This is a genomic window from Thalassoroseus sp., from assembly GCF_984380535.1.
The window spans coordinates 195403-218591 of the sequence record NZ_CFHRBF010000006.1 but is presented as its reverse complement, the minus strand read 5'-3'; the positions used below and the strand labels follow the sequence as shown (position 1 = coordinate 218591).

The window sequence follows — 23189 nt, the reverse complement described above, 5'->3', positions numbered from 1 at the left end:
TGTCTCGCTTTCGAGCCCCCAAGGAGCGAACCGATGAAAACTTCGAACCGACGTCATGCCATGGCTATCCTTGTTGCAGGTGCCGCGTTCGGCGGTCTCGCCTTGCAAATTGGACTATCCGCCGACCCATTCGGAGGATCGAAAAGTGAATCTCGGGCATTGGCGAAGACCGAACCGGCGAAGGAAATCGTCATTCCGGAAGCACAAGTTTCGCTCATTGAACAGGTCGAAGTCCCCGCGCAAGAATCGGGGGTGCTGTCGACGATCGTCGCCCATGAAGGCATGACCGTCAAAGAAGGGCAGGTGATTGGTCAAATCGATGATGCCGAATCGCAACTGCAAAAACGCCGAGCCGAAATCGAAATGGACATTGCCCAACGCGATGCCCGCAACGACGTCCGCGTACGATTGGCGAGCAAAACCGCCGAGGTCCGAAAAGCGGAACTTTTGCGGTCGGAAGAAGCTGCCGACAAGGTTCACAATGTCGTTTCAAAGACCGAACTGGAGAAACTTCGGCTCGAAGTCCAACGCAGTCAACTCGAAATTGAACAAGCCCGGCATGATTTGGATCTCGCCGAATTGAACTTCCAACTCAAGCAAAACGAACACGCCCAAGCTGCTCGGTCCGTGGAACGCCGACGTATCACGGCGCCGCTCGATAGCTTCGTCGTCGAAGTGAATAAACGACGTGGGGAATGGGTCAAGCCCGGTGATATCGTGTGTCGACTGTTGCGTTTTGATCGGCTCCGCGTGAAAGGGATCGTGCGGTTGACCGACGTCTTGAACAATCCAACTGGTCAACCGGTCGTTTTGGAAGTCACGCTCGAATCCGGTGAAGTCCGTCAATATCCTGGCAAAGTCGTTTTCGTTAGCCCGGAAGTCAATGCGGTCAATGGCTCCGAATTGGAGTTGTGGGCGGAAGTGGACAATACTGATCGCAATCTGCGTCCTGGGATGACCGGACGACTCATCATCAACCGCGATATCGCCGGCTACGACGCAGAAACCGCGGCCAAAGAGAAAGAACGCCGATAACATGGCGGTTTGGTCTTCATCGACATCCCGACCGCTCTCGGTGCGACGACGGGCCGATATTACCGCTCAACCGTTGGAGTACGGCGAGCGACGTCTTTGGGGGCTGAAAGACCCTGTTTCGCTGCGTTACTACCAACTTCGGGACGAGGAATACCAAATCTTCCAAATGCTCGACGGCCCCGTGAGCCTGGAAGAAATCCGCGACCGCTTTGAACACGAATTCGCACCGCGTCGTGTGAGTTTACATCAGTTGCAGTCATTTCTCGGGATGCTGCATCGCGAAGGTTTGCTCGTTTCCAATGCGGTCGGGCAGCACCAACCGCTTCTGAAGGAACACCGGAAGCTCAAGCGACGCAACTTCTGGTCGCAGTTCGCAAACCCATTGGCGATCCGATTCCGCGGTTGGGACCCAGATCGATTCCTAAACCGACTTACGCCGAAACTGACATGGCTATTCAGTTGGCCCATTGTCTGTTTGTATGCGCTACTCGTCATTTCCGCGATGATTCTGGTCGCGGTCCAATACCAAACGGTTGTCGCCCGTCTCCCCGATTTTGAAGCATTTTTCGGCTGGCGGAACGTGGCTCTGTTGGCGATTGCGATCGGCTTTACCAAGATAATTCACGAATTCGGTCACGCTGTCAGCTGTAAATACTTTGGCGGGGAATGTCACGAAATGGGCGTGATGCTTCTCGTGTTTTCGCCGTGCATGTACGTCAATGTCTCCGATGCCTGGATGCTGCCAAGCAAATGGGCGCGGGTCGCGATTAGCGCGGCCGGCATTATCGTCGAAGTGGGTATTGCGAGCGTCTGCGTTTTTTTGTGGTGGTTTAGCGAACCCGGCTTACTCAATGCGTTGTGTCTGAACCTCGTGTTCGTGGCTTCGGTCAGCACATTGCTCCTCAACGGCAATCCACTTTTGCGTTACGACGGCTATTACATCTTGGCTGACTTGCTCGAAGTTCCGAATCTTCGCCAACAATCCGAGTCCTTAGTACGACAATGGCTGGGAAAGTTTTTTCTTGGTGTGCAACTCGAAAATGATCGCACGCTCCCCGATCAAAAACGCTTGTTGCTGGCGACGTATTTTGTAGCGTCGTTTGTCTACCGTTTCTTTGTGCTGTTCGTCATTCTGTGGTTTTTGAACCAGGCATTGGAGCCATATCGTCTCGAAGTCTTCGCTCACTTGTTGGCCGTGGTGGTGATTGGAGGCATGATCATCCGCCCCTTGCTTTCCGCGGTTCGGTTTCTTCGCGATCCCAATAGGACTTATGACATGAATGTCGTCCGCCTGCTAAGTCGTGCCGGTTTGGTCGTTGGTTTCGCGGTGGTCATTCTCATGATTCCGTTGCCACACCGAGTTCGCGTCCCGGTCGTGCTACAAGCAGCCGATGCGAAGTCGGTCTATGCGACGGTGGATGGGCAATTGATCAACTTCGTAGAGCCCGGCAGTCAAGTCACCAAGGGTGACGTCATCGGGCAGCTGGAGAATCTCGACCTTCGCCGCAAGCACGCGGAACTCAAGGGACAGGTGCGTCGACAGAAACTCATTCTGAGCAACCTGGAAAGTCGCCAGTTTTCGGACCCGGAATTGAAAGAGCAACTCGAATCCACGCGTACCGCGGTCGCCGACCTGACGGAACAATTACGTCGCCTGGAACTCGATCTAGCACGGCTGACAATCAAGGCGCCGGTGTCGGGAACAATATTGCCGCCAGCGTCGCTGCCGAATCGATCGGCAACCGGCGCATTGTCGACTTGGTCGGGGACACCGCTGGATGAACGCAACCGAGGTTGCACGCTGCGGACGGGAACGCTCATCTGCCAAATCGGCGACCCGAATCAGCTCGAGGCGGTGTTGATCGTTGATCAGACTGACATTGAATTTCTGAAACCCAAGCAACACGTCCGACTGGCGTTGGACGAAACACCAGGGACGATCTGCGAGGGCACGGTGCAAGAAATCGCCGAGATCGACCTAAAAGTCGCACCGCGAGAACTGGTTCGCCATGATGAGCTGCCAACCCGCATGAGCGAAAACGGACAACTCGAACTCGTTAGCACCGCCTACCAAGCCCGCGTGGCCTTGGCCCCCACACACCCGACAATGTTGATTGGAACCTCCGGCAAAGCCAAAGTCGATGCTGATGCATTGTCGCTGGGATCGCGGCTGGCACGTTATCTCAGCCAGACGTTTCGCATCGATTGGTAACGCCAGACACTACTAACGCACTATTCCAAGTCTTCTAATTCCGGCCCACCGTCTCCCAATGGAATCGCTTCCTGAGGTTCCTCGCGAATGGCAAACTCACCGGAATTGTCGAGGTAGATCTTGTCTGCCATGATCTCGGCAACAACGATTTGCATCAGGTTTTTCGTTGGGACATCAACAAGTGGACGAGCACCACGGTTGAGGGCCACCATCCGTTTTTGAATCAGCGAAGACAACTTGAACCGGCCGCCGAGCTTGTTGACAATCTCTTCTTCTTTGAACTCTTCCAACATCGCGTTAGCAATCTCCGTTGAAACCTTCTCGAGGCTTAGTGTATGAGAGCGAACCAACATCATCCGCTCCGCGGTCGCTTGTTGCAACTCATCAGCGGCGGAGTGAAACTATTCACGGTTCACTAATGTAAGATGACTCTAGTATTTTCGATATCTTGCTGACAGCTGTATCAAGATCGTCGTTGACCACGACATGTCGATAATGACCAGCGTACTCGACTTCCTTGAGAGCGGTTTGTAGACGTCGTTGCAGCATTTCTTCAGATTCCGACCGACGCCCTCGCAATCGACGCTCGTACTCGGCTTCCGAAGGCAACGTCAGGAATAGTGTAACCGCATCGGGATAAACTTGCATGGCGGCCAAAGCGCCTTGCACATCAATCTCTAAAAATGCACATGCATTTTGTTCATGTGCTCGCTCGACTTCCGACTTCAATGTGCCGTACCAATAACCGGCACCATGAACTTCGGCAACTTCCAGAAACTCATCGGCTTGGCGTGCCGACTCGAATTGTTCGGGGGTCAGGAAATAATAGGCCTCACCGTCAACTTCACCCGGACGAGCCGGTCGTGTTGTCGCGGAGATGCATTTTCGCAGGGGAACAGGGGATTCCACCAGCAACCGCTCGACAATCGTCGTCTTGCCGCTACCGCTCGGACCAGACAAGATCACGACCCGTGGCGATGCCAACTCTTCCCCCGGTTTGGCCTCCACAATCTCGGCTCCCGCTGATCCCAACCCGATTCGTTACCCGAAGACAACGGGCAAACTACTCCACGTTCTGCAAGATTTCCCGAATCTTCTCAACGGCAGCCTTCATCTCGACTACGCAGTGGGCGATCGAAATATTGTTGGCTTTCGAGCCGATGGTGTTGATCTCTCGGAACATTTCCTGGGTGAGAAAATCCAACTTGCGTCCGTTCGACTCATCGGCGTTGAGATAATTTCGAAACTGTTCGAGGTGCGATCGTAGACGAGTCGTTTCCTCGTTGATGTCGGCCCGCTCGGTATAAATGCTGGTTTCGCGGATGACATCACTGGCGTCGATACTTACGTCGGTGCTTTCCAACAATTCGCGAACTCGCTCTAGCAAGCGATCGCGTAAGCCTGCCACAACTTCCGGTGTGAGTTCGACGACGCGAGCAAGTTGCTCCTCGACCTGCCCGAGGTTGATAACGAGTTCTTCCTGCATCGACCGACCTTCGGTGACCCGAAAATCATGCAAGCGGTTTACGGTTTCCCGCAGAACCGCTTCGATTTCGGGCCAATCATCCTCAGGGTTGCCGGTTTCGGATTCACTCTCTTGGATGACGCCGGGCAAGCCAAGCAACTGACTCATTTCCGTCGGAGCAGCCAGTCGAGTTTCAATCGCAATGGCCTCGAGTTGCTGCGTGTAATCTTCGAGCACCTCGCGGCTGACACGAAATCGCTCCCGCTTTCGAAGTGGGTCGACACGCAACGAGATATTCACCGTGCCCCGCGACACCGTCTCACGGACGAGCTTCTCGATTCGCGACTCCAAAACCGAGTAGCCATCGGAGCAACGCACCATCACCTTGAGATAGCGATTGTTGACCGTCCGCACTTCCGACGAAATGACGATGCGGTCCGTCTCTCGCCTTGCATCACCAAAGCCAGTCATGCTGAGCAGCACTTCGGTCCCTCACTCCAATTAAAACGCTTGTAGATACTGGCCCTAAGTCAATACTGTTCGACAATCCGGCAAACGTGACGACGCCCTGTGGAATTACTCGTCACTAGCTTCGGAATCGTCAGTCTCGCTCGACGCTCCTTCAGCATCAGGCGTTGTTGACTCGCCATCGGAATCGCTGCCCTCGGCGTCACCGTCGCCAACATTGCTAAGGCCAGGCTCTTCTTGTTCGGATTCAAAGTGTGTTGCCGCACCGACATCTTGAGCGGATTCCAACGCGAACCGACTCGCTCCCGCCAGCACCACCCATACGATGGCCATAATTGCGGTGATCTTCGTAAACACGTCGCCAGCGCGGGTTCCGAAAGCGCTACCGCCGCCGGCACCGCCGAAAGCTCCGGCCAAGCCGCCGCCACGACCACGTTGCAACAGAATGATGATCATCAGCAGAATACCGACCACCATCAACAGGATCATCGAAAGATAGGCCAACCACATCGCCAATTGCCTTTTTGTCGAATTTGAATCCGTCCAAACGCTTCCGCTCAGGGCTGAGACTAGGAAAGCCCTTGGGCTGCTTGGATAATCGCCGTAAACTGATCGGCCTTAAGACTTGCACCACCAACTAACGCACCATCAACGTTGTCTTGCCCCATCAACTCGGCCGCATTCTCGGGCTTGACACTACCACCATAGAGAATTCGCGTCGACTCGGCAATCTCGGCTCCGTAACGCTCGTTCAACCAACCGCGAATATGAGCATGAGCAGCCTCGGCTTGTTCCGGCGAGGCTGTCCGACCGGTCCCGATGGCCCAAACCGGTTCGTAAGCGACCGTTAAGTTCGCGAACTGATCGCCATTCACACCAGCAAGTCCGCCGTCCATCTGAGTCGACAACACTTCGTCAGTCCGATTGCCGTCCCGATCTTCGAGCAACTCACCAACACAGAAGACGACATGCAATCCATCTTCCAAACCACGAAGAATTTTCTTGTTGATGACTTCGTCGGTTTCGCCCAACACATGCCGACGTTCACTGTGGCCGAGAATGACGTGCGTGCAGCCAACATCTTTCAGCATCTCGGTGTTGACTTCGCCAGTGAAGGCACCGGATGGTTCATACCAGAGATTCTGAGCACCCAGAGCCACGCCACTTCCAGCAACCGCGTCACGAATGCTTGACAGATATGGGAACGGCGGAGCCACCATGACGTCAACAGCACCACCACTTGGCACAGATGCGGCGACCGCTTTTGCCAAAGACACACCGGACTCTGCCGTTGTGTTCATCTTCCAGTTGCCGGCCACAAACAGACGTCGCATGGACTCATCGCCTTTCAAACCAAAAACCGCTAGAGAGCGAATCGACGGAGAGACTCCCGAACCGCAGCAAATCGAAAGGATATGCTACCTTGAGACGGTTGGGAACCATTACGAGGTCGACAAGCGTGGGAATCTGAAAATTAGTCGCGAGGTTCCGCCTTCGGATAGGAACCGAGAACTTTCATCGTGACGGCAATTTCTTCCAAGGCGGACAGCAAACGCTTGACCTTGGCCTCTTTGATGTTGCCCTCGAAGTCGATGAAGAACAGGTACCCCTCTTCATCACGCAGCGGGAAGGACTCAATCCATGTCAGATTGAGCTTGTTCTTCGCGAAGACCTGCAACGTCTCCGCCAGTGAACCCGGCTTATGGGGGATTTGCAACAACAACGACGTGCGGTCGTCGCCCGTTGCCTCGACGACGTCGTCTCCGATCACCGCGAATCGTGTGACATTCCGCGAACTGTCTTCGATATCTTCGGCGACAATATCCAGCCCGTACTGGACCGCTGCCTGACGACTGGCAATTGCTGCAGCCCCCCGGCCTTGTTTCGCCAACTGCGCCGCCGCCGAAGTGCTTGTCACCTCATGAGTTGCAGCATTTGGCATACTACGAGACAGCCAATCTCGACACTGAGACAGCGCCTGCGGCTTGCTGTAGATGTCCGTGATCTCATGACGTGGACACATCGCCAACAGATTGTGATGAACGCAGATTTGCACTTCACCACAAATCTTCAACGGCAACCGTCGGAACATATCCAGGGTATCGATGATTCGCCCATCGGTACTGTTCTCGATCGGAACCAAACCGTAGTCGGCATGCCCACGATTGACTTCCTCGAAAACCGAAGCAATCGTCGAAACAGGCACCAACTGAGCGGACTCTCCAAACCGTTCGACAGCAGCGAGATAAGTAAAACTGAACTGCGGGCCCAAGTAGGCCACACGCTGCAATTTCACTACTCGGCGAGCCGCACTCAAAACTTGGCGAAACACGCCGCGAACGGCTTCGTCCGGTAGCGGCCCGGAGTTCTTAGACGCCAACCGCTTCCAAAGTGCTTCATCGTCGTGAGGAGCGTAAAACGCTTCCGCACCTTCGCCCTGGAGCAAACTCGTGGTGAGTTCCGCCCGTTCGTTGATCAACTTCAGGATTTCAAGATCCAATTTGTCGAGTTGCGACTTCACCTTGGCAGGTGTCGCAGTTGTCGACCCACGCGACGTCTTCCGACCAGTCGATTTCGAACTCGATTGTCGAGATGTTTTCCGCGATGTAGTGGATGTCGATCCGCGTTTACTCGATGCCGTCTTCTTTGCCATTGGAATCTTTCCAACTGGTCGTCGTTCGTGTCGGAGAGGCGTTGCTTGATCAAATGTGGCAAGATCACGGTCGTTGTACTGAGCCGGCCATTGACTGTCAAGAATCGCATCCTTTTCTGTAGCCAGGACTTCGAAAAACCGATCGGAATTGATTCAAGCAACTGCCAAAATGACACTCCACGACCGAACTGCCATTCGCCACACATGTGCCAATTTGACAGCCAACCCCAAGCCCTTGATGGAGTCAAAAAAACCGAATTATCACAACTCTTTAAACCATAATGCTTTACAAAACACACCAGTTAAAACCAGCGTGATTGGCATACTGCTTGCTAGTTGACTTCGCGGATTTTGTGACAATTGCAGAGCATAACTTCAGCGAATTAACGATATCTCCCGGTGATTTCAGCCCTCAACATGCCGTTGGGACCGCGTAAACAGATCAACCATCGGGGTTAAGGACTGATCACGAAAGGAAAAACAATGGCTGTTCAAAACGAGAAAGTAATTGGAATCGACCTGGGAACGACCAACTCGGTCGTTTCCGTGATGGAAGGTGGCGAGGCGAAAGTGATCGCCAACCAAGAAGGTGCGCGGACAACGCCCAGTGTGGTCGCGTTCACAGACAAAGGTGACACCCTCGTCGGCGAGCCTGCGAAGCGTCAAGCGGTGACGAACCCCCACAACACAATCTACTCCATCAAACGGTTCATGGGACGTCGGCATAACGAAGTTCATGCCGAGGAAAAAACGGTCCCTTACAATGTCGTCGGTGAACCGACTGACTACGTCAAAGTGAACATCAAAGACAAAGAATACACCCCGCCGGAAATCTCGGCGATGGTGTTGCGAAAGCTCAAAGAAGCTGCGGAAGACTACCTTGGCCATCGCGTCAACAAAGCGGTGATCACGGTACCGGCGTACTTCAACGATGCTCAACGTCAAGCGACCAAAGATGCCGGCCAGATCGCCGGTTTGGAAGTCGGTCGGATCATTAACGAACCTACCGCCGCAGCGTTGGCGTACGGTCTCGACAAGAAAGCCGATGAAAAAATCGCGGTCTTTGACTTGGGTGGTGGTACATTCGATATTTCCGTGCTGGAAGTTTCCGAAGGCATGGTCGAAGTGCTGAGCACCAACGGGGATACGCACCTCGGGGGTGACGACTTCGACGAAGTCTTGATCGATCATCTTGCCGATGCATTTAAGAAAGAGCAGGGGATCGATCTGCGTTCACAGCCGATGGCGTTGCAGCGTCTCCGTGAAGCGGCGGAAAAAGCGAAGAAAGAATTGTCGTCCGCTCAGGAAACCGAAGTCAACTTGCCGTTCATTACGCAGCATGAAGGCGAACCAAAACACTTGCAACTGACGATTTCGCGAAGCGAATTCGAACGTTTGATCGATCCACTCGTCGAACGTTGTCGCAAGCCAGTGACCGATGCACTGAAAGACGCGAAGTTGTCGCCGTCCGACATCGACGAAGTCGTGTTGGTCGGGGGTTCGACGCGTGTGCCAAAGGTCCAAGAGTTCGTTAAGAAGCTCTTCGGTGGTAAGGAACTTCACCGAGGTGTGAACCCGGATGAAGTGGTCTCCATCGGAGCCGCGATTCAAGGGGGGATTATCTCCGGGGACGTGACGGACGTCGTCTTGTTAGACGTGACGCCCTTGTCATTGGGGATCGAAACCGAAGGTGGCATCCTGACGAAACTTGTCGAACGAAACACGACCATTCCCGTTACGAAGAAGGAAACCTTCTCGACGGCAGCGGACAACCAAACGGCCGTTACTGTGCGGGTGTTCCAAGGCGAACGGGCGATGGCGAACGACAACCGGTTGCTCGGCCAATTCAACTTGGAGGGCATTGGTCCTGCACCGCGAGGCGTTCCGCAAATTGAAGTCGCGTTCGACATCGACGTGAACGGGATTTTGAACGTCTCGGCGAAAGATGTCTCGACGGGTAAGGAAGCGAAAGTGCGGATCGAAGAAGCCGGCACACTTTCGCCTGAGGAAATTGAACAGAAGCGGAAGGAAGCCGATTCCTACGCCGAGGAAGATAAACAGAAGAAGAAACTGGCCGAGACGAAGAACAGAGCGTCGACGCTGGTTTACGAAACGGAGAAAATGCTCAACGAGCATGGCGACAAACTTGACGAAGGTTCCAAGACCGCCGTCGAGTCCTCGATCAAACGCGTCAAGGAAGCCGAAGAGGGCACCGATGTCGCCGCGATCGAAAGCGCCATCAGTGGACTGGAACAAGCCGCCCAAGCACTCGCACAACACATGCAAAGTGCCGGCGGTCCCGAAGGCGGAGCTGCCCCGGAAGGTCAACCAGCCGGTGCAACCGCAGGTGACGATGACGACGTGATCGACGCGGAATTCGAAAAGTCCGAGTAATTGATCGATTCCCCGTCGCAACCTGACTGAAACTCGAATTGAATGACCACCGTCTTGGTGGATTCATCGTGAGGATCGAGGATGGAAGATCGAGGATAGCGAGAACTTAGATGGCGTATGTTGCCATCCTCTATCTTCGATCCTCATCAACGAACTCATTGCAACCTTACGAGTTCAATCAGGCCCCGAGCACGCTCAACGCGACGGTTACTAACTTCCGATGACCCGGTTTCATCGTTGAAGCCGGGTCTTTTTACGCAGCAACCATACGCATTTTGGGGGAGAGCCCATGGCGTTCGACATCAACAAATGTACGATAAAGGCGGCGGAAGCCATCCAGCGGGCGCAGTCATCCGCAACTGAACGTAACCAACAATTAGTGCGACCGATTCACGTTCTTAGTGCGTTGATCGACGAAAACGATGGCGCGGTGCGTCCGCTGCTCCAGAAGATCGGAGTCAACCTTTCACAACTGACGTCGGTTGTTCGCAGCGAACTCGAACGACAACCGAAAGTGAGTGGGAGTGGAGCCCAAACTTCGTTTGCACCCGAAACGATGAAGGTGCTCGAAGAAGGCCAGCGACTCGCCCATTCCATGAAAGACGAGTATGTTTCAACCGAGCATTTATTGCTCGCATTGACAAAAACGGACGATCAAGCCAAACGACTGCTCGACATGCACGGGGTGGAAACCGCCGATGTCGAGTCAGCCATTCAAGAGATTCGAGGAGGTCAACACGTGACGGATCAGAGCCCGGAAGATAAATACCAAGCGCTCGAGAAATACGGCATCGACTTGGTCGCGCTCGCCCAACAAGGCAAGATCGATCCCGTTATCGGGCGGGACCAGGAAATCCGCCGTGTAGTCCAGATTCTCTCGCGTCGCCGCAAGAACAATCCGGTCCTCATTGGTGAACCGGGTGTCGGTAAAACCGCGATCGTCGAAGGTCTCGCTCACCGTGTGGTTCTCGGCGATGTGCCGCAGAACCTCAAAGACAAACGCGTCGTTGCGCTCGACATGGGGGCGCTCGTTGCGGGTGCGAAGTTTCGTGGGGAATTCGAAGACCGGTTGAAAGCGGTATTGAAGGAAGTCACCGAAGCCGAAGGCCGGATCATCCTGTTCATCGACGAATTGCACACCGTCGTGGGGGCAGGAAGTGCGGAAGGCTCGATGGACGCGTCCAACCTGCTGAAACCGGCACTCGCACGTGGCGAACTGCACTGTATCGGTGCGACCACGCTCGATGAATACCGCAAACATATCGAAAAGGATCCCGCGCTCGAACGCCGGTTCCAACCGGTGGTCGTGCAGGAACCAAACGTGGAAGACACGATTTCGATTCTCCGCGGACTGAAAGAACGCTACGAATCCCATCACGGCGTGCGGATCACCGATGATGCGTTGATCGCAGCAGCTTCATTGTCGGACCGATATATCACCGATCGGTTCTTGCCGGACAAGGCAATCGATTTGGTCGACGAGGCGGCTTCCCGATTGCGAATGGAGATTGATTCCATGCCTGCGGAAGTCGACGAAGCGACCCGGCAACTCACACGGATGCAAATTGAAGCCCAAGCACTCGCCGGCGAAAAGAGCAACGAGAGCAAGGAGCGACTCGAAGATCTGCGTAAACAAATCGCCGACCGCGAAGAGGAAGTGAACCGTCTCAAGACTCGTTGGGAAACTGAGAAGGCGTCACTGTCTGGCATGAAACCATTGCAGGAGGACATCGAACGTTTGCGGACCGAGTACGAACAAACCTTCGTCAAAGCCCAGCAAACGTTAGACAACTCGCTGTTCATCAAAGCGCATGAAATCCAAGAACAACTCAAGGCCGCCGAGACAAAATTGGCGGAGCTCAACCAGAAGTCCCATGAATCGGCCGACACCGACGGCACGCGACTGTTGCGTGAGGAAGTGACCGACGAAGACATCGCCGGCGTCGTCAGCCAATGGACCGGCATCCCGATCTCCCGCATGATGCAGGGCGAACGCGAAAAATTGTTGCTGATGGAGGACCGCATTCACCAGCGGATGATCAACCAACAGGAAGCCGTCGCCGCGGTCGCGAATGCGGTGCGTCGAAGTCGGTCTGGGCTGCAGGATCAAAACCGTCCGATTGGTTCGTTCATTTTCCTCGGCCCGACCGGGGTCGGAAAGACCGAATTGTGCAAAGCCCTTGCGGAGTTTCTGTTCGACGATGAACGTCACATGATTCGCATCGACATGAGTGAGTTCATGGAGAAACACTCCGTGGCTCGCATGATCGGGGCGCCTCCTGGATACGTCGGTTATGAAGAGGGCGGGGTGCTGACCGAAGCCATCCGTCGCAATCCGTATTCGGTGATCTTGCTCGACGAAATCGAGAAAGCTCACCGCGATGTGTTCAACATCTTGCTGCAAGTTTTGGACGACGGCCGCCTGACGGACGGTCAAGGCCGAACGGTGGACTTCACCAATTCGATTATCGTGATGACGTCGAACATCGGTAGCCAACTCATTCAAGAGATGACAACCGCGAATGAATCCGATGCCGATATTCGTCAGAGCGTGACGGAAGTCTTACGTCGTGAATTCCTACCGGAGTTCTTGAACCGGGTGGATGAGGTGATCATCTTCCATCCGCTCGGGTTGTCCGAAATTCGTCAGATTGTCGATTTGCAACTCGCCAACTTGGAACGAATGTTGGGCAAACGTGGCTACGGATTGGAAGTCTCGGACGCAGCGAAGACGTTGTTGGCCGAAGAAGGTTACGATCCGATCTACGGGGCGCGACCGCTGAAGCGTGTCATTCAGCAGCGAATTCAGAACTCGCTTGCGAATGAGATTCTGTCCGAGAGTTTTTCGGAAGGAGCGACAATCCGCGTCGATGCGGCTCCCGATGGATTTATCTTTACGACCGATGAGTCTGACTAATGCTAAAGCGTGCGTCGGTCTGAATCGTGGGATTCCACGGTTCGGGTCGGCGGCGTGGAAGACGGCGGGGACGTCCGATGGAAAATCCAGAAGTGTTCTTCGGCTCGTGGATATTCCAACATTGGAACGAGTTCAAAGCCCCGCTGCCGAGTTTCTCGGAGTAAATCGGCTTCGTTTTGGCTGCCCATACAGCGTTTCGACATCACGACCCATTCCGGCGAATCCGACTCCAAATGCCCAGGAAGTTCCTCGCAGACTCCGATGACTGCGGGGACTTTTTCATGCGCATGATAGCCGATGCGTTTCGAACCGTGGTCGCACAGAATCACCGAGTCGGCGATGCCACGATCATGAATCCATTGGGCAACTTCGACTTCCGCATTTCGGCTACTGTGCCCGGAACTGATCGCATCCACATAACCTACCAGAAGGAGTGCCACGAGCGTGAACACCCATGAACCGCGTTCTGGGAGCAGCGTCAACCGACGCGTCCAATCGGTCTGCCAATAGGTTTCGAAACATTTCAACAGTCCCATCGCCTGAAACGGCAACAGGATGATAACGAGCGGGTAGAAATACCGTCCGTTTGTCACTCCATGCCGAGCAAATAGAATCCAGACCGCCCCCATCAGACATCCACAAAACGCGAGCGACGAGATGATTTCGCGTCGACGTAGTTCCCGTCGGAAACAAAACAGTCCGACACTTAACATGACGAGATTTTGTGGCGTGAAACAGTCGAAAACGTTATCCCAATAGGTGAGAAAACGTTCGGCGAAACCCCGCTGGACGATCTGCGAACTCGTATCGACTTGCCCGGTCAGTGCGGATTTGAGCCATGTCCAGCCCTCGGCAAAGTGCGAAACGCGACCGAGGGGCAACTGCACGACACCCATCGCCTGCAATGCCCCGATGACAATTCCACCGAGAATCGCCAGAAACGCGAGTGAGCCGATACGAAGTTTCCAACGCGGTGAAATTCGCCGGAGGGGATTGTCGCGAAGCAATGTGATCCCGCCGTAAATTGCCGGTGGAATCAGTAACAACCAGGCTTCGCTACGCGTCAGAACAGCCAATGTAAACACAGGAATAATCGCGACTGCTGTTCGCCAGCGGAACTGGTGCAGCAAACACGTCAGCAGATACGCGTAAGTCGACAAAAACAACCAAAACGAACTGTCGCGGATGGGTTCGGCCCCGGTTTCGATCATGCCCGGATGAATTGCGTAGAGAAAACATGCAATCGTGGCGACGGTGTCACCGAACAACCGGCGGTTCCAACCAAACAGCGGAAGCACCGTCAGTGTCCCGGTCAACACGCCCCACGCTTTGCCGACAAATCCCCACTCAAACCCCAAATGATGACCAAACGCCAAGATCGCTGGATAGATGTTCCAGTCGATTGCCGAGAGCATCGGTGCCGGGTTGCCCTGTTCGAGATGCTCTGCCAGGAAAAAATAGAGGTAAGCATCGTTACAGTAACTCGTCAGTTTCGACATCATGACGAGTCGTGGGATAGCCGCGATGATCAACAATACGCAAAGTATTTTCGCGACCGAGACATTCCAGCTCCACGCTCGACTCCGATCGTCCGATTCCGGCGATCCGAGGAACGGTTGCGATGAGCCGCATGTCTGATCAAACTCAAATCGCATGAGCGGTCCGCGTGTAGAAAACGAGTTTCACAATTCCAAAGCGCAAGGAACCCAATCGTTTGGGCGGCTTGGTTGTTATCGGTCATTCCGAAGATTGGGGTTGACAAAAAGCGAACGCATCCTCTGATTGCACTCATACAATCCCTCTAGCCAACAAAAAACCGCCCCAACCGAAAGTTGAGGCGGTTCAATGATTTTGCGGACGAATCGACTATTTCTCTTTTTTCGGCTCGACAAACCGAACCCATTCCCCGTCAATTTTCAGAACGACTTCGCCCAATGCCAGGTATTTTGCGAGGCCGTCTTTCTTGAGCAGCAAATCGACATACTCTTTCGAGCCAACTTCGACGGTCTTGATGTCTTTGTCTTTGGTTTTCTTCGCATCATAATCACTTTGATACCAAGCACCTTGGGACTGATAAAACGTTTGCGTGCCGATGTACCGCATCCGTGTGAGTCCAGATTCCATGCGACCTCCCACTCGAAATTCCGCTTCGGCGGCTTCATCAAGGGCCTTGGCTCCTCCGCTGCGACTGAGTGCTTGACGTCCATAGGCCATCTTCTTTGCGGTTTCCACGCGATCCTGCTTGTCTTCCGCAGACGCCCCCAATGCCGGTGCACTTTCAGCCGCACCTTCCAAGTTTTTTTGGAGTCGCTGATTCAATGGAACCGGCCTGGGTTGTCCCGGGGGAATCGCACCATCGCCGAAACCAGGACCGCCAGAAGCATCAGTGGGACTGTTGATCGTCTCCGCGACAACATCGTCGGTCATCAAATAACTCGTGTACGGAGTGACAATGCCGTAACGCTTGGCGAGAAAGCTGACTTCGTCCACTAACTCTTGAGGTGGAGTTTTCGCCTTGCGAATTTCGGTCAGGAGATAGTCGACTTTCTGGCCGGCCCACAATCTTGGTGCGAATGAGCCTTTGTCATCCTCCGAGAATTCCGGGAATTCGAGTTCGTAGGTAAACGTCTCTGTTTTCCCGTTGGACGTCCCGGTCACCCGCACTGTTTTGCGACCATGACCGGTGTAGCGACCGTAAAGAATGACTTGTTCGCCACGGAACACGTCTTTGATTTGTTTCGGGAAAACATCTTTGGCTTCGATGCCCTCGAACTCGACTTGCACGTCGGTCAGGATCGGCGAACCGACGCGATCAAAGAATCGGCCGATCTTCTCGGCAATGTCTTCTTCCGGCAGAATGTACTCGGCTTCGCCACGATTGTTGAGCGCGAGGAAGTCGAGCAGTTTTGTGTTGACGTCAAACCCTTCACCAAACACGAACACCCGCACGTCTCTTGTGTTCCGTTTCGCCATGTTCTTGAGAATGGCTTGCGGGTCGGTCTCGCCGATCGTGGGCAGACCATCGGTTGCGAAGAGAATCATCTTCAATCGGCTCTCGTCACTGGAAAGCATTTCGAGTGACTTGTCCAACGCCTCCTGAATGGCGGTTCCCCCACGCGGACTGAGTTTCCGCACGTAATTTAATCCCCGTTGACGAGATGCGTCATCAACTTCGACAAGACCACGTTCCTCGAAACTCCGGACCGACGTGCTAAAGTTGACGATGTTAAAGCGATCGCCGTCTCGCAGTTGTTCCACGCAGTATTTGAGTGCATTTCGTGCTTGCTGCATTTTGTTGCCTTGCAGCATCGAGCCGGAGGTATCCACGCAGAACACGACGTCTTTGGGTAGAATCGACTCACTGGCAATTTGCCCGGGGCCCGTCCCGACGGTTGGCGAGAGCATCATCATGAATGTGCCCTCTTCATCGAAGTCGCGATGGGTAATCAAACTCGCCCCGACCGCTTGGGGGTCAGTATCGTAATACAACACGAATGGGTGACGCGGGAGATAGTTCTTTTCTTCCCATTTGACAACAACGTCCCAATCCTTGTCTTCTTCGATTTTAATTTCGTGCGTTGGCGAATAGATGTTTTTCAGCGGGTCGGTTTCTCGAATTTTGACCGTGACAGCCGCACTTTCGAGCGGTTGAAGTAGCGTCTTGGGGTTGGTATTGAGCATCTGCAAGCGGACGAGTCCATCACGTTTTTTCAACGGCATCGTGTAACGCAATTTGACTTGGACTGTGCCGTTCGCGGGAACTTTGGGAACTTTTGTAGTAATCAACTGGTTCCCGAAGTACTCGAGCAACGCCGGCGAACCACCTTTCTGCACAATGTCCGCGAAGACTTCTTTCGCTTTGGCGACATCGAGAATTTCCGCCTTCATTTCTTTGCCGTCGACCCAAACGCTCATGTCGTCGACTTGGGCACCGGGTTCGAGTTCCATGAAACACTCGCCACCGACAATCGCCTGAGCATTGAGATTCTTGAACGTGCAGTTGTACGTTTTGACCGCAATGCCATTGGTGATTTCCACATGAATGTGATCCAGCCAAACCTGCACCGGTTGCGGGGACCGCATGAAACACGCCCGAGAAACCGCTGGGATCGCCAACCCAAGTATCCCGATCCCCAGCACCAACATCACACGTCGTATTCCGAATCTGTGCATCTTTCGCTCCTGAGTCGAACGCGGCCCGAACGGCATTTTGTGTGAGAAACTCAACTTCTCTAGCTGGGACGCTTGACGTGGCCATGAGTTCCGAGAATCCTACCAAGTCCCGAAAAAATCTTGAAAGGACTCGGATTGTGGATGCCTATCAACCAGCGGATTTGGTGTTGTCTCGGCGGTTTCTGCGGAAATGTCGCCAGGCGAAAAAGCGGAGAAAAGTTGCGGATTCAACCGGTGTCGAACTGACCGGCGGCCGATTGTTGGCTGCTTCGATCGTGCTGGGTCGCATCTTGAAACGCATGTTCCTCACGAATGACGAAAAGCACGTCGGTGTGCTTGTACCGCCGTCGGTGGGTGGGGTGCTCGCAAATACTTCGCTCACGCTTTTGAACCGTGTGGCTGTCAACCTGAACTACACACTCACGAACGAAGCCGTCAACGATTGTATTCGCCGAGCGAAGATCAAACATGTTGTCACCAGCCGCAAGGTCTTGAAAAAGTGCGGGTTCGAACTCGACGCCGAACTCATATTCATCGAAGACCTCAAAAAATTAGCGACCAAACGTGACAAACTCATCGCGGCCCTGCAGGCGTTTGTGTTGCCAATTCCGATCGTTGAACGTCAACTCGGATTACATCGTGTGCAACCAGACGATTTACTGACGATCCTATTTACCTCGGGATCGACAGGTGTCCCGAAGGGAGTGATGCTGACTCATCGGAATGTGAGCTGTAACACGCTTGGCGTGGGTTCCGTGGCTCATATTCGGGCGGATGACATGTTGATCGGGATTCTCCCGTTCTTCCATTCGTTCGGCTACACCGCGACCTTATGGTTGCCTTTGACGCTCGATGCCGCCGCGGCCTACCACTTCAGTCCGTTAGAAGCCCGCGAGATCGGCAAACTGTTCGAGACTTACAACGGCTCCATCTTGATGTCCGCTCCGACGTTTTTGCGAGCGTACCTCAAGCGTTGGACGGCGGAACAAGTCAAGAACCTGAGCCTGGTGATTGTCGGTTCCGAAAAGATGCCCGCCGACCTCACTGAAGCCTTCCGCGAGAAGTTTGGCGTTGAACCGAGTGAGGGTTACGGGGCCACGGAGTTGTCGCCGGTGGTGTCGGTCAATATCCCCGAGAATCGGTTGACGACCAATTCTCCCGCCGGGACGAAACTTGGTAGTGTCGGGAGACCGCTGCCGGGCGTGAAAGTCAAAGTCATCGATCCCGACACGTTCCAAGACCGCGGGCTCAAAGAGGAGGGGTTGTTGTTGGTGTCTGGCCCCAACGTCATGCAGGGTTACTACGAAGACGACGACCGCACGGGGAAAGTCGTGCGTGACGGTTGGTACGTGACCGGCGACTTCGCACGCATTGATGACGATGGCTACATCGAGATCACCGGTCGACAAAGCCGGTTCTCGAAAATCGGCGGAGAGATGGTCCCGCACGAACGCATCGAGAAACTCTTGCAGGCCGCGATTTCGCAAGTAAGTGACGACTCTGACGACCAAGACGATGACGACGATAACGTCAAAATCCCGAGTTTGATGGTCGCCGTCAGTTCCGTTCCTTGTCAGAAACGTGGCGAACGATTGATCGTGTTTTACCGCATGAATCCGTTGTCGCCGGACGAATTGATCCGGTACCTCCACCAACATGATTTGCCGAACTTGTGGATTCCCGATCGCGACTCGTTCATCGAAATCGACGAAATCCCGATTCTCGGAACCGGCAAACTCGACCTGCGACGACTCAAAGAACTCGCTGGTTCACGCGGGTAGTCTCTTTCACTTGTCTGCCGAGAGGGACAGGCAAGGCCCGGATCGATTTTCTTCACCGTCTTCGGGCCACTCTCGGACGCGATGCAGCTGACGTCGCCAATTTGGAAAGTGCCATTCCTTCTTCATGAAAGAATGACAAAGCCTTTGCGCGCGTATCATAGCTCGTTTGATCGATAGAACCGGCAAGGTCTGCCCAGAGAACGAAAAAGCTCCCATCTTTCGCAGCTTGACATCATCTTCTTCCGACCTACGCGAGGTTTATGTTGCAAAAATGCAACGTTCCCCAAACATATCTTCGCAGGAAGGAAGACATTCATGAGACGCTGTTCGCATTTCCGTGCGGCGGTCGTGGCGATCATCACGGGCGGTTGGTCGCTCGCTGGTGTTCCGGCCTCGGCTGACCATCACGGCGCTCCCCACGCACCGCATGCCCATGCGGACGGTGCCGGGAAACCAAGTTATCTCAGTTACGATGTGAAGCCATCGACCGTGGCGGTCCCGGAAGTTCATTGGGAAAAACGCACCCGGGAAGTCACCAAGTATCGCACGGAAACGCAGCAGAAAACCATCACCGTGCACAATCGAGTTGCGGAGACGAAGGAAGTTCCCTTTACCTTCACCGAAACCATCCCGCACAAGAAAACGCGGATTGAGACGTTCTTCGAGAACATGCCGTATACCGAGAAGGTCGCTCAGAAATACACTGTGATGGTGCCGGAAACCAAAACCCGCACCATGACCTACGCGGTGCCAGTTCCGGTCAAGCATCCGGTCACGCAAACCTACACCGTCATGGTGCCGGAGAAAGTCACCAAGACGCAGCAATACAGAGTCTTGAAGCCAGTCATTCGGCATGTGCCGCAGACATACACAATCTGCGTTCCAGAGCAACGCAAGCGAACCGAACAATACACAATCAACGTACCGGAACTGCGTGCCGTCACTCGCAAATACTGCGTGATGGTGCCGGAGTACGAACTGAAAACGGTTGTCGAAACGGTTCATGTCCCAGCCGTAAAAACCGTCCAACAGCCATACTGCGTGATGGTGCCGGAAACGTCTTACCGTCTCGAACCGTACTGCGTCAAAGTGCCTTACACGGTCGAGGACACCGTCCCAGTCACTGTGATGGTTCCGCACCAAGAGAAACGAACGGCTTACCGCACGATCTCCCACATGGTGCCCGTGCTGAAAGCCAGCGAAACCTACGTCGACGAAGGCGAATGGAAACTCGTCCCAGGTTGCCCCACGCCGAACTGTATGGCAGCTGGCCCATGTGGTCCCTGTCAACAACCGGTTAGCACCTGCAACATGCCAGGTGGTTCTTGCATGCCCGGCATGAGCAGCTGCCAAACTGGCTGCCCAGACTGCAACGGCATGGGTCACGAATGCAAAGGGACCGTCGGGATGCATTGTCTCGGTGGATACGCTGGCCTGAGTGTCGGCGTGCGTGGGGCGCATGGATGCGTGGAAGACGGACTCGGTTTGATCCACGGCTATGGCAGTTGTGCCACGGGCTTCATGGAATCCGTGTGCGATGTCGTCGGAACGGAACTCGGTCACGCGAAAGATTACCTCTACCGCAAGTGCGATCACTTCACGACGCCGCGTTACGTGCCGTTGCCGGTTCCGCCGGTCATGCCCTACGCTCCGGTCGGTTACGGTGCCGCTCCTTATTATTACCCCGTCAGCCCGGAAGTGCTCGAGCAAGAAGCTCCTAAAGCTCCGGCTCCAGCTCCGGAAAAAACGACCCAAACTGAGAAATCGACCGACATCGAACTGACCGCTTGCACAAGCGATTGCCCGATGCCGCGTCCGATGGAATGCAACACGACCCCGGTTTCGGTTCACAACCCGAGCCCGCAATGTGAAATGGCTTCCGCGCACGCTAAGCCACAACCCATGCGGTGGGTTTGGATGCCGAAGTGGGTCCGCAAGACGGCCATGTGCCCGTCGATGAAGCAAGTGTCGAAGAAAGTTCCTTACACCTACTGCGTGACGGTTTACAAACCGCAAACGCAAATGAAGAAGGTGCAAACTACGCTGTGCAAAATGGAAACTCGCGTCCGCAAGGTTCCGGTCTGCACGATGCGTCGCGAAGTTCGCACCCGCAATGTCAAAGTCTGCTACTCGGTGCCGAAGCAAATTACCCGTCAAGTTCCGATCTGTCGTCAACGCCCCGCCATGATCGAGAAAGTCTCGAATGTCGTGGTCTGCGTTCCGCAAGTTCGGACTCGCGAAGTCTGCTACACCGTGCCACGTCAGGTCTGCAAAACCAAGTTGGTCCCTGTTCAACAAATGGTTTGCGAAACGAAAACTCGTGAAGTCGAATGCACCGTCTGGCGACCGGAACAACGCTCACGCGTCGTGACCGTCACCAGCTACACGCTGCAACCACGGACCTGCACGGACTACTGCACCGTGATGAAACCGGAAGTTCGGACCCGTCTCGTTCCCCGCACGTACCACAAGGCTGTCGAACGCCAACGATGCGTCGAGTACGTCGAATACGAACACCGTCAACAACAATCCACACGGACCGTGGTTTCTTACCGGATGGTGCCGGAAGAGAAAGTTGTCACCGAGCAGATTCAGATTCCTTACACTGTTACCGAGGAATACTACGAGCCGGTCGTGCGGATGAAATCTCTCCACGCCAACGTTCCCAAACTCATCAAGCGACCGGGCATTATTGAAGATGAATGTCATCCAATGCCCGCCGCGATGCACGGGGAGCAACACCACATCAGCGCACCGATGGCACCCATCCCACCGATGCCAACGGAATGCTGCCCTGAAAAATAATCGAGTCTGCAGATTCGATTGACGAACCATCGGAAATCCCGCTCGCGGTTTCGACCACGAGCGGGATTTCTGTGTTTATGCAGTTGGCCACAGCGTCTGAACCAACTCCCAATCGACGGTCACTCCTAATCCGGGAGCATCGTTCAATTGCACGATTGGTCCTTCGATCACCAGCCGATTAGTGACCACGCGTTGCTCATGGTAGGTCGGTCCCAGAATGTCGCCGGGATAGGATTCGACCTGCAAGTTCTTACAGCCGACGACGAGTTGTGCCATGGCGGCACAGGCGATGTCCAACTCCAAATTCGATCCGATGCTGCACGCCACGCCATGATCGGCCGCCAACTCCGCGATGCGTTGCGACTTGCGAATTCCACCATTTTTGCCAGGGTAGATGCTGATCACATCACACGCGTTGGCTCGAATACATTCGAGTGCATCGAAATAATCGAAGCAGATGTCGTCAGCCATCACCTTCAATCCCGTCTCGCGTCGCACCTCGGCTAACCCCTGAAAGTCGCCGCGTGGCGTGGGTTGTTCGAACAGTGAAATCTGAGTGTCTTCGAGTTGGCGGGCCGCTTCGATTGCGGTTTCCACATCGAATCCACCATTGGCATCAATGACGAGATCAATCTCATCGCCAGCGACTTCCCGCACGATCCGCACACGTTCGACATCTTTCGCCAGCTTCGTACCGACTTTGACTTTGATCGTTGTGAACCCCTCGCGAACGAGTTCCGCGGTCCGATTTCGCGCACGCTCTGGATCGTAAGCTCCCATCGAAAATCGACAGCGAATATCCGTCGAACGCTGGGCACCGCCGAGCAACTCGTAAATCGGTTGTCGTTTCGCTTTACCGACAATGTCCCAACACGCCATCTCGATTGCCGACTTCGCGAACCAGTTACCGACCGACAATCGATCGAGAATGCCATCCACTTCGGCGATATCTTCCGGATCGATACCGATCAGTGCCGGTCCGAAGACTTCGTCGATGATGGCTTTCGCGCCCCAGACGGTTTCGCCGCTCCAACGGGGCAACACCGTCGCTTCGCCGGCCCCGTCAATTCCTGTATCCGTTGTGACTCGCACCAGCACGTATTGGGAAACTTCATGCCGACCAAGTGCGGAAATCATGCGGTGCGATGGCACCAAAGGAACCCGCACCGGGAAAGTTTCAACCGCCGTGATTTTCATGCCCTCTCCATCTTCGTAAGATATCTTTTAGCGCGAGCTTGCCCCGAAACGTAGCCTGCCAATGCCAACCAAAGCAACCGTGAAAGTAA

General features: G+C 54.4%; 15 protein-coding genes. 6 read left to right on the top strand and 9 right to left on the bottom strand.

Translation table 11 applies throughout. The annotated features are described in order from the left end of the window. The first annotated feature begins 33 nt into the window (after positions 1–33). Both AC5DDB_RS10130 and AC5DDB_RS10125 read left to right on the top strand, forming a co-directional pair. The gene (locus AC5DDB_RS10130) at positions 34–1035 is read left to right on the top strand and encodes an efflux RND transporter periplasmic adaptor subunit (protein ID WP_491739601.1); all 1002 of its coding nucleotides are present in this window, start codon (positions 34–36) and stop codon (positions 1033–1035) included. A 1-nt stretch (position 1036) separates the two neighbouring features. Then, positions 1037–3247, top strand: a complete 2211-nt coding sequence (locus tag AC5DDB_RS10125) for a site-2 protease family protein (protein WP_491739600.1) — start codon at positions 1037–1039, stop codon at positions 3245–3247. 20 nt (positions 3248–3267) lie between these two features. Here AC5DDB_RS10125 and AC5DDB_RS10120 read toward each other — a convergent pair whose 3' ends face one another. From AC5DDB_RS10120 to pheA, 6 genes are all read right to left on the bottom strand, one after another. Beyond that, positions 3268–3540 carry a DNA-directed RNA polymerase subunit omega gene (locus tag AC5DDB_RS10120; RefSeq protein WP_491739707.1) on the bottom strand — a complete coding sequence of 91 codons (273 nt, stop codon included), beginning with the start codon at positions 3538–3540 and terminating at the stop codon, positions 3268–3270. Positions 3541–3652: 112 nt separating this feature from the next. Next, positions 3653–4255, bottom strand: a complete 603-nt coding sequence (gmk, locus tag AC5DDB_RS10115; protein ID WP_491739599.1) for a guanylate kinase — start codon at positions 4253–4255, stop codon at positions 3653–3655. Between the two features lie 55 nt (positions 4256–4310). Beyond that, positions 4311–5183: a YicC/YloC family endoribonuclease gene (locus tag AC5DDB_RS10110; protein WP_491739598.1), complete on the bottom strand. Its 873-nt coding sequence runs from the start codon at positions 5181–5183 to the stop codon at positions 4311–4313. 105 nt (positions 5184–5288) lie between these two features. Then, complete coding sequence (secG, locus tag AC5DDB_RS10105) at positions 5289–5690, bottom strand: preprotein translocase subunit SecG (protein ID WP_491739597.1); 402 nt, start codon at positions 5688–5690, stop codon at positions 5289–5291. Positions 5691–5749: 59 nt separating this feature from the next. Continuing rightward, positions 5750–6514, bottom strand: a complete 765-nt coding sequence (gene tpiA, locus AC5DDB_RS10100; RefSeq protein ID WP_491739596.1) for a triose-phosphate isomerase — start codon at positions 6512–6514, stop codon at positions 5750–5752. 140 nt (positions 6515–6654) lie between these two features. Further along, positions 6655–7833: a prephenate dehydratase gene (gene pheA / locus AC5DDB_RS10095; protein WP_491739595.1), complete on the bottom strand. Its 1179-nt coding sequence runs from the start codon at positions 7831–7833 to the stop codon at positions 6655–6657. A 483-nt stretch (positions 7834–8316) separates the two neighbouring features. Between pheA and dnaK the strand changes: the two genes are divergently transcribed. After that, positions 8317–10227 (top strand): molecular chaperone DnaK, encoded by a 1911-nt coding sequence (gene dnaK / locus AC5DDB_RS10090; protein ID WP_491739594.1) that lies wholly within the window; start codon positions 8317–8319, stop codon positions 10225–10227. Positions 10228–10516: 289 nt separating this feature from the next. After that, complete coding sequence (clpB, locus tag AC5DDB_RS10085) at positions 10517–13144, top strand: ATP-dependent chaperone ClpB (RefSeq protein ID WP_491739593.1); 2628 nt, start codon at positions 10517–10519, stop codon at positions 13142–13144. Positions 13145–13146: 2 nt separating this feature from the next. Here the strand turns inward: clpB and AC5DDB_RS10080 are convergent, their stop codons facing one another. Then, positions 13147–14799, bottom strand: a complete 1653-nt coding sequence (locus AC5DDB_RS10080; protein WP_491739592.1) for a glycosyltransferase family 39 protein — start codon at positions 14797–14799, stop codon at positions 13147–13149. A gap of 211 nt (positions 14800–15010) precedes the next feature. Beyond that, positions 15011–17317 carry a VIT and vWA domain-containing protein gene (locus AC5DDB_RS10075; RefSeq protein WP_491739591.1) on the bottom strand — a complete coding sequence of 769 codons (2307 nt, stop codon included), beginning with the start codon at positions 17315–17317 and terminating at the stop codon, positions 15011–15013. Positions 17318–17454: 137 nt separating this feature from the next. On the opposite strand from AC5DDB_RS10075, the gene AC5DDB_RS10070 reads away from it, so the two are divergent. Both AC5DDB_RS10070 and AC5DDB_RS10065 read left to right on the top strand, forming a co-directional pair. Then, positions 17455–19098 carry an AMP-binding protein gene (locus tag AC5DDB_RS10070; protein ID WP_491739590.1) on the top strand — a complete coding sequence of 548 codons (1644 nt, stop codon included), beginning with the start codon at positions 17455–17457 and terminating at the stop codon, positions 19096–19098. A gap of 315 nt (positions 19099–19413) precedes the next feature. Further along, positions 19414–21903 (top strand): hypothetical protein, encoded by a 2490-nt coding sequence (locus AC5DDB_RS10065; RefSeq protein ID WP_491739589.1) that lies wholly within the window; start codon positions 19414–19416, stop codon positions 21901–21903. A gap of 75 nt (positions 21904–21978) precedes the next feature. On the opposite strand, the gene AC5DDB_RS10060 is transcribed toward AC5DDB_RS10065, so the two are convergent. Further along, positions 21979–23100 (bottom strand): mandelate racemase/muconate lactonizing enzyme family protein, encoded by a 1122-nt coding sequence (locus AC5DDB_RS10060; RefSeq protein ID WP_491739588.1) that lies wholly within the window; start codon positions 23098–23100, stop codon positions 21979–21981. Positions 23101–23189: the final 89 nt, after the last annotated feature.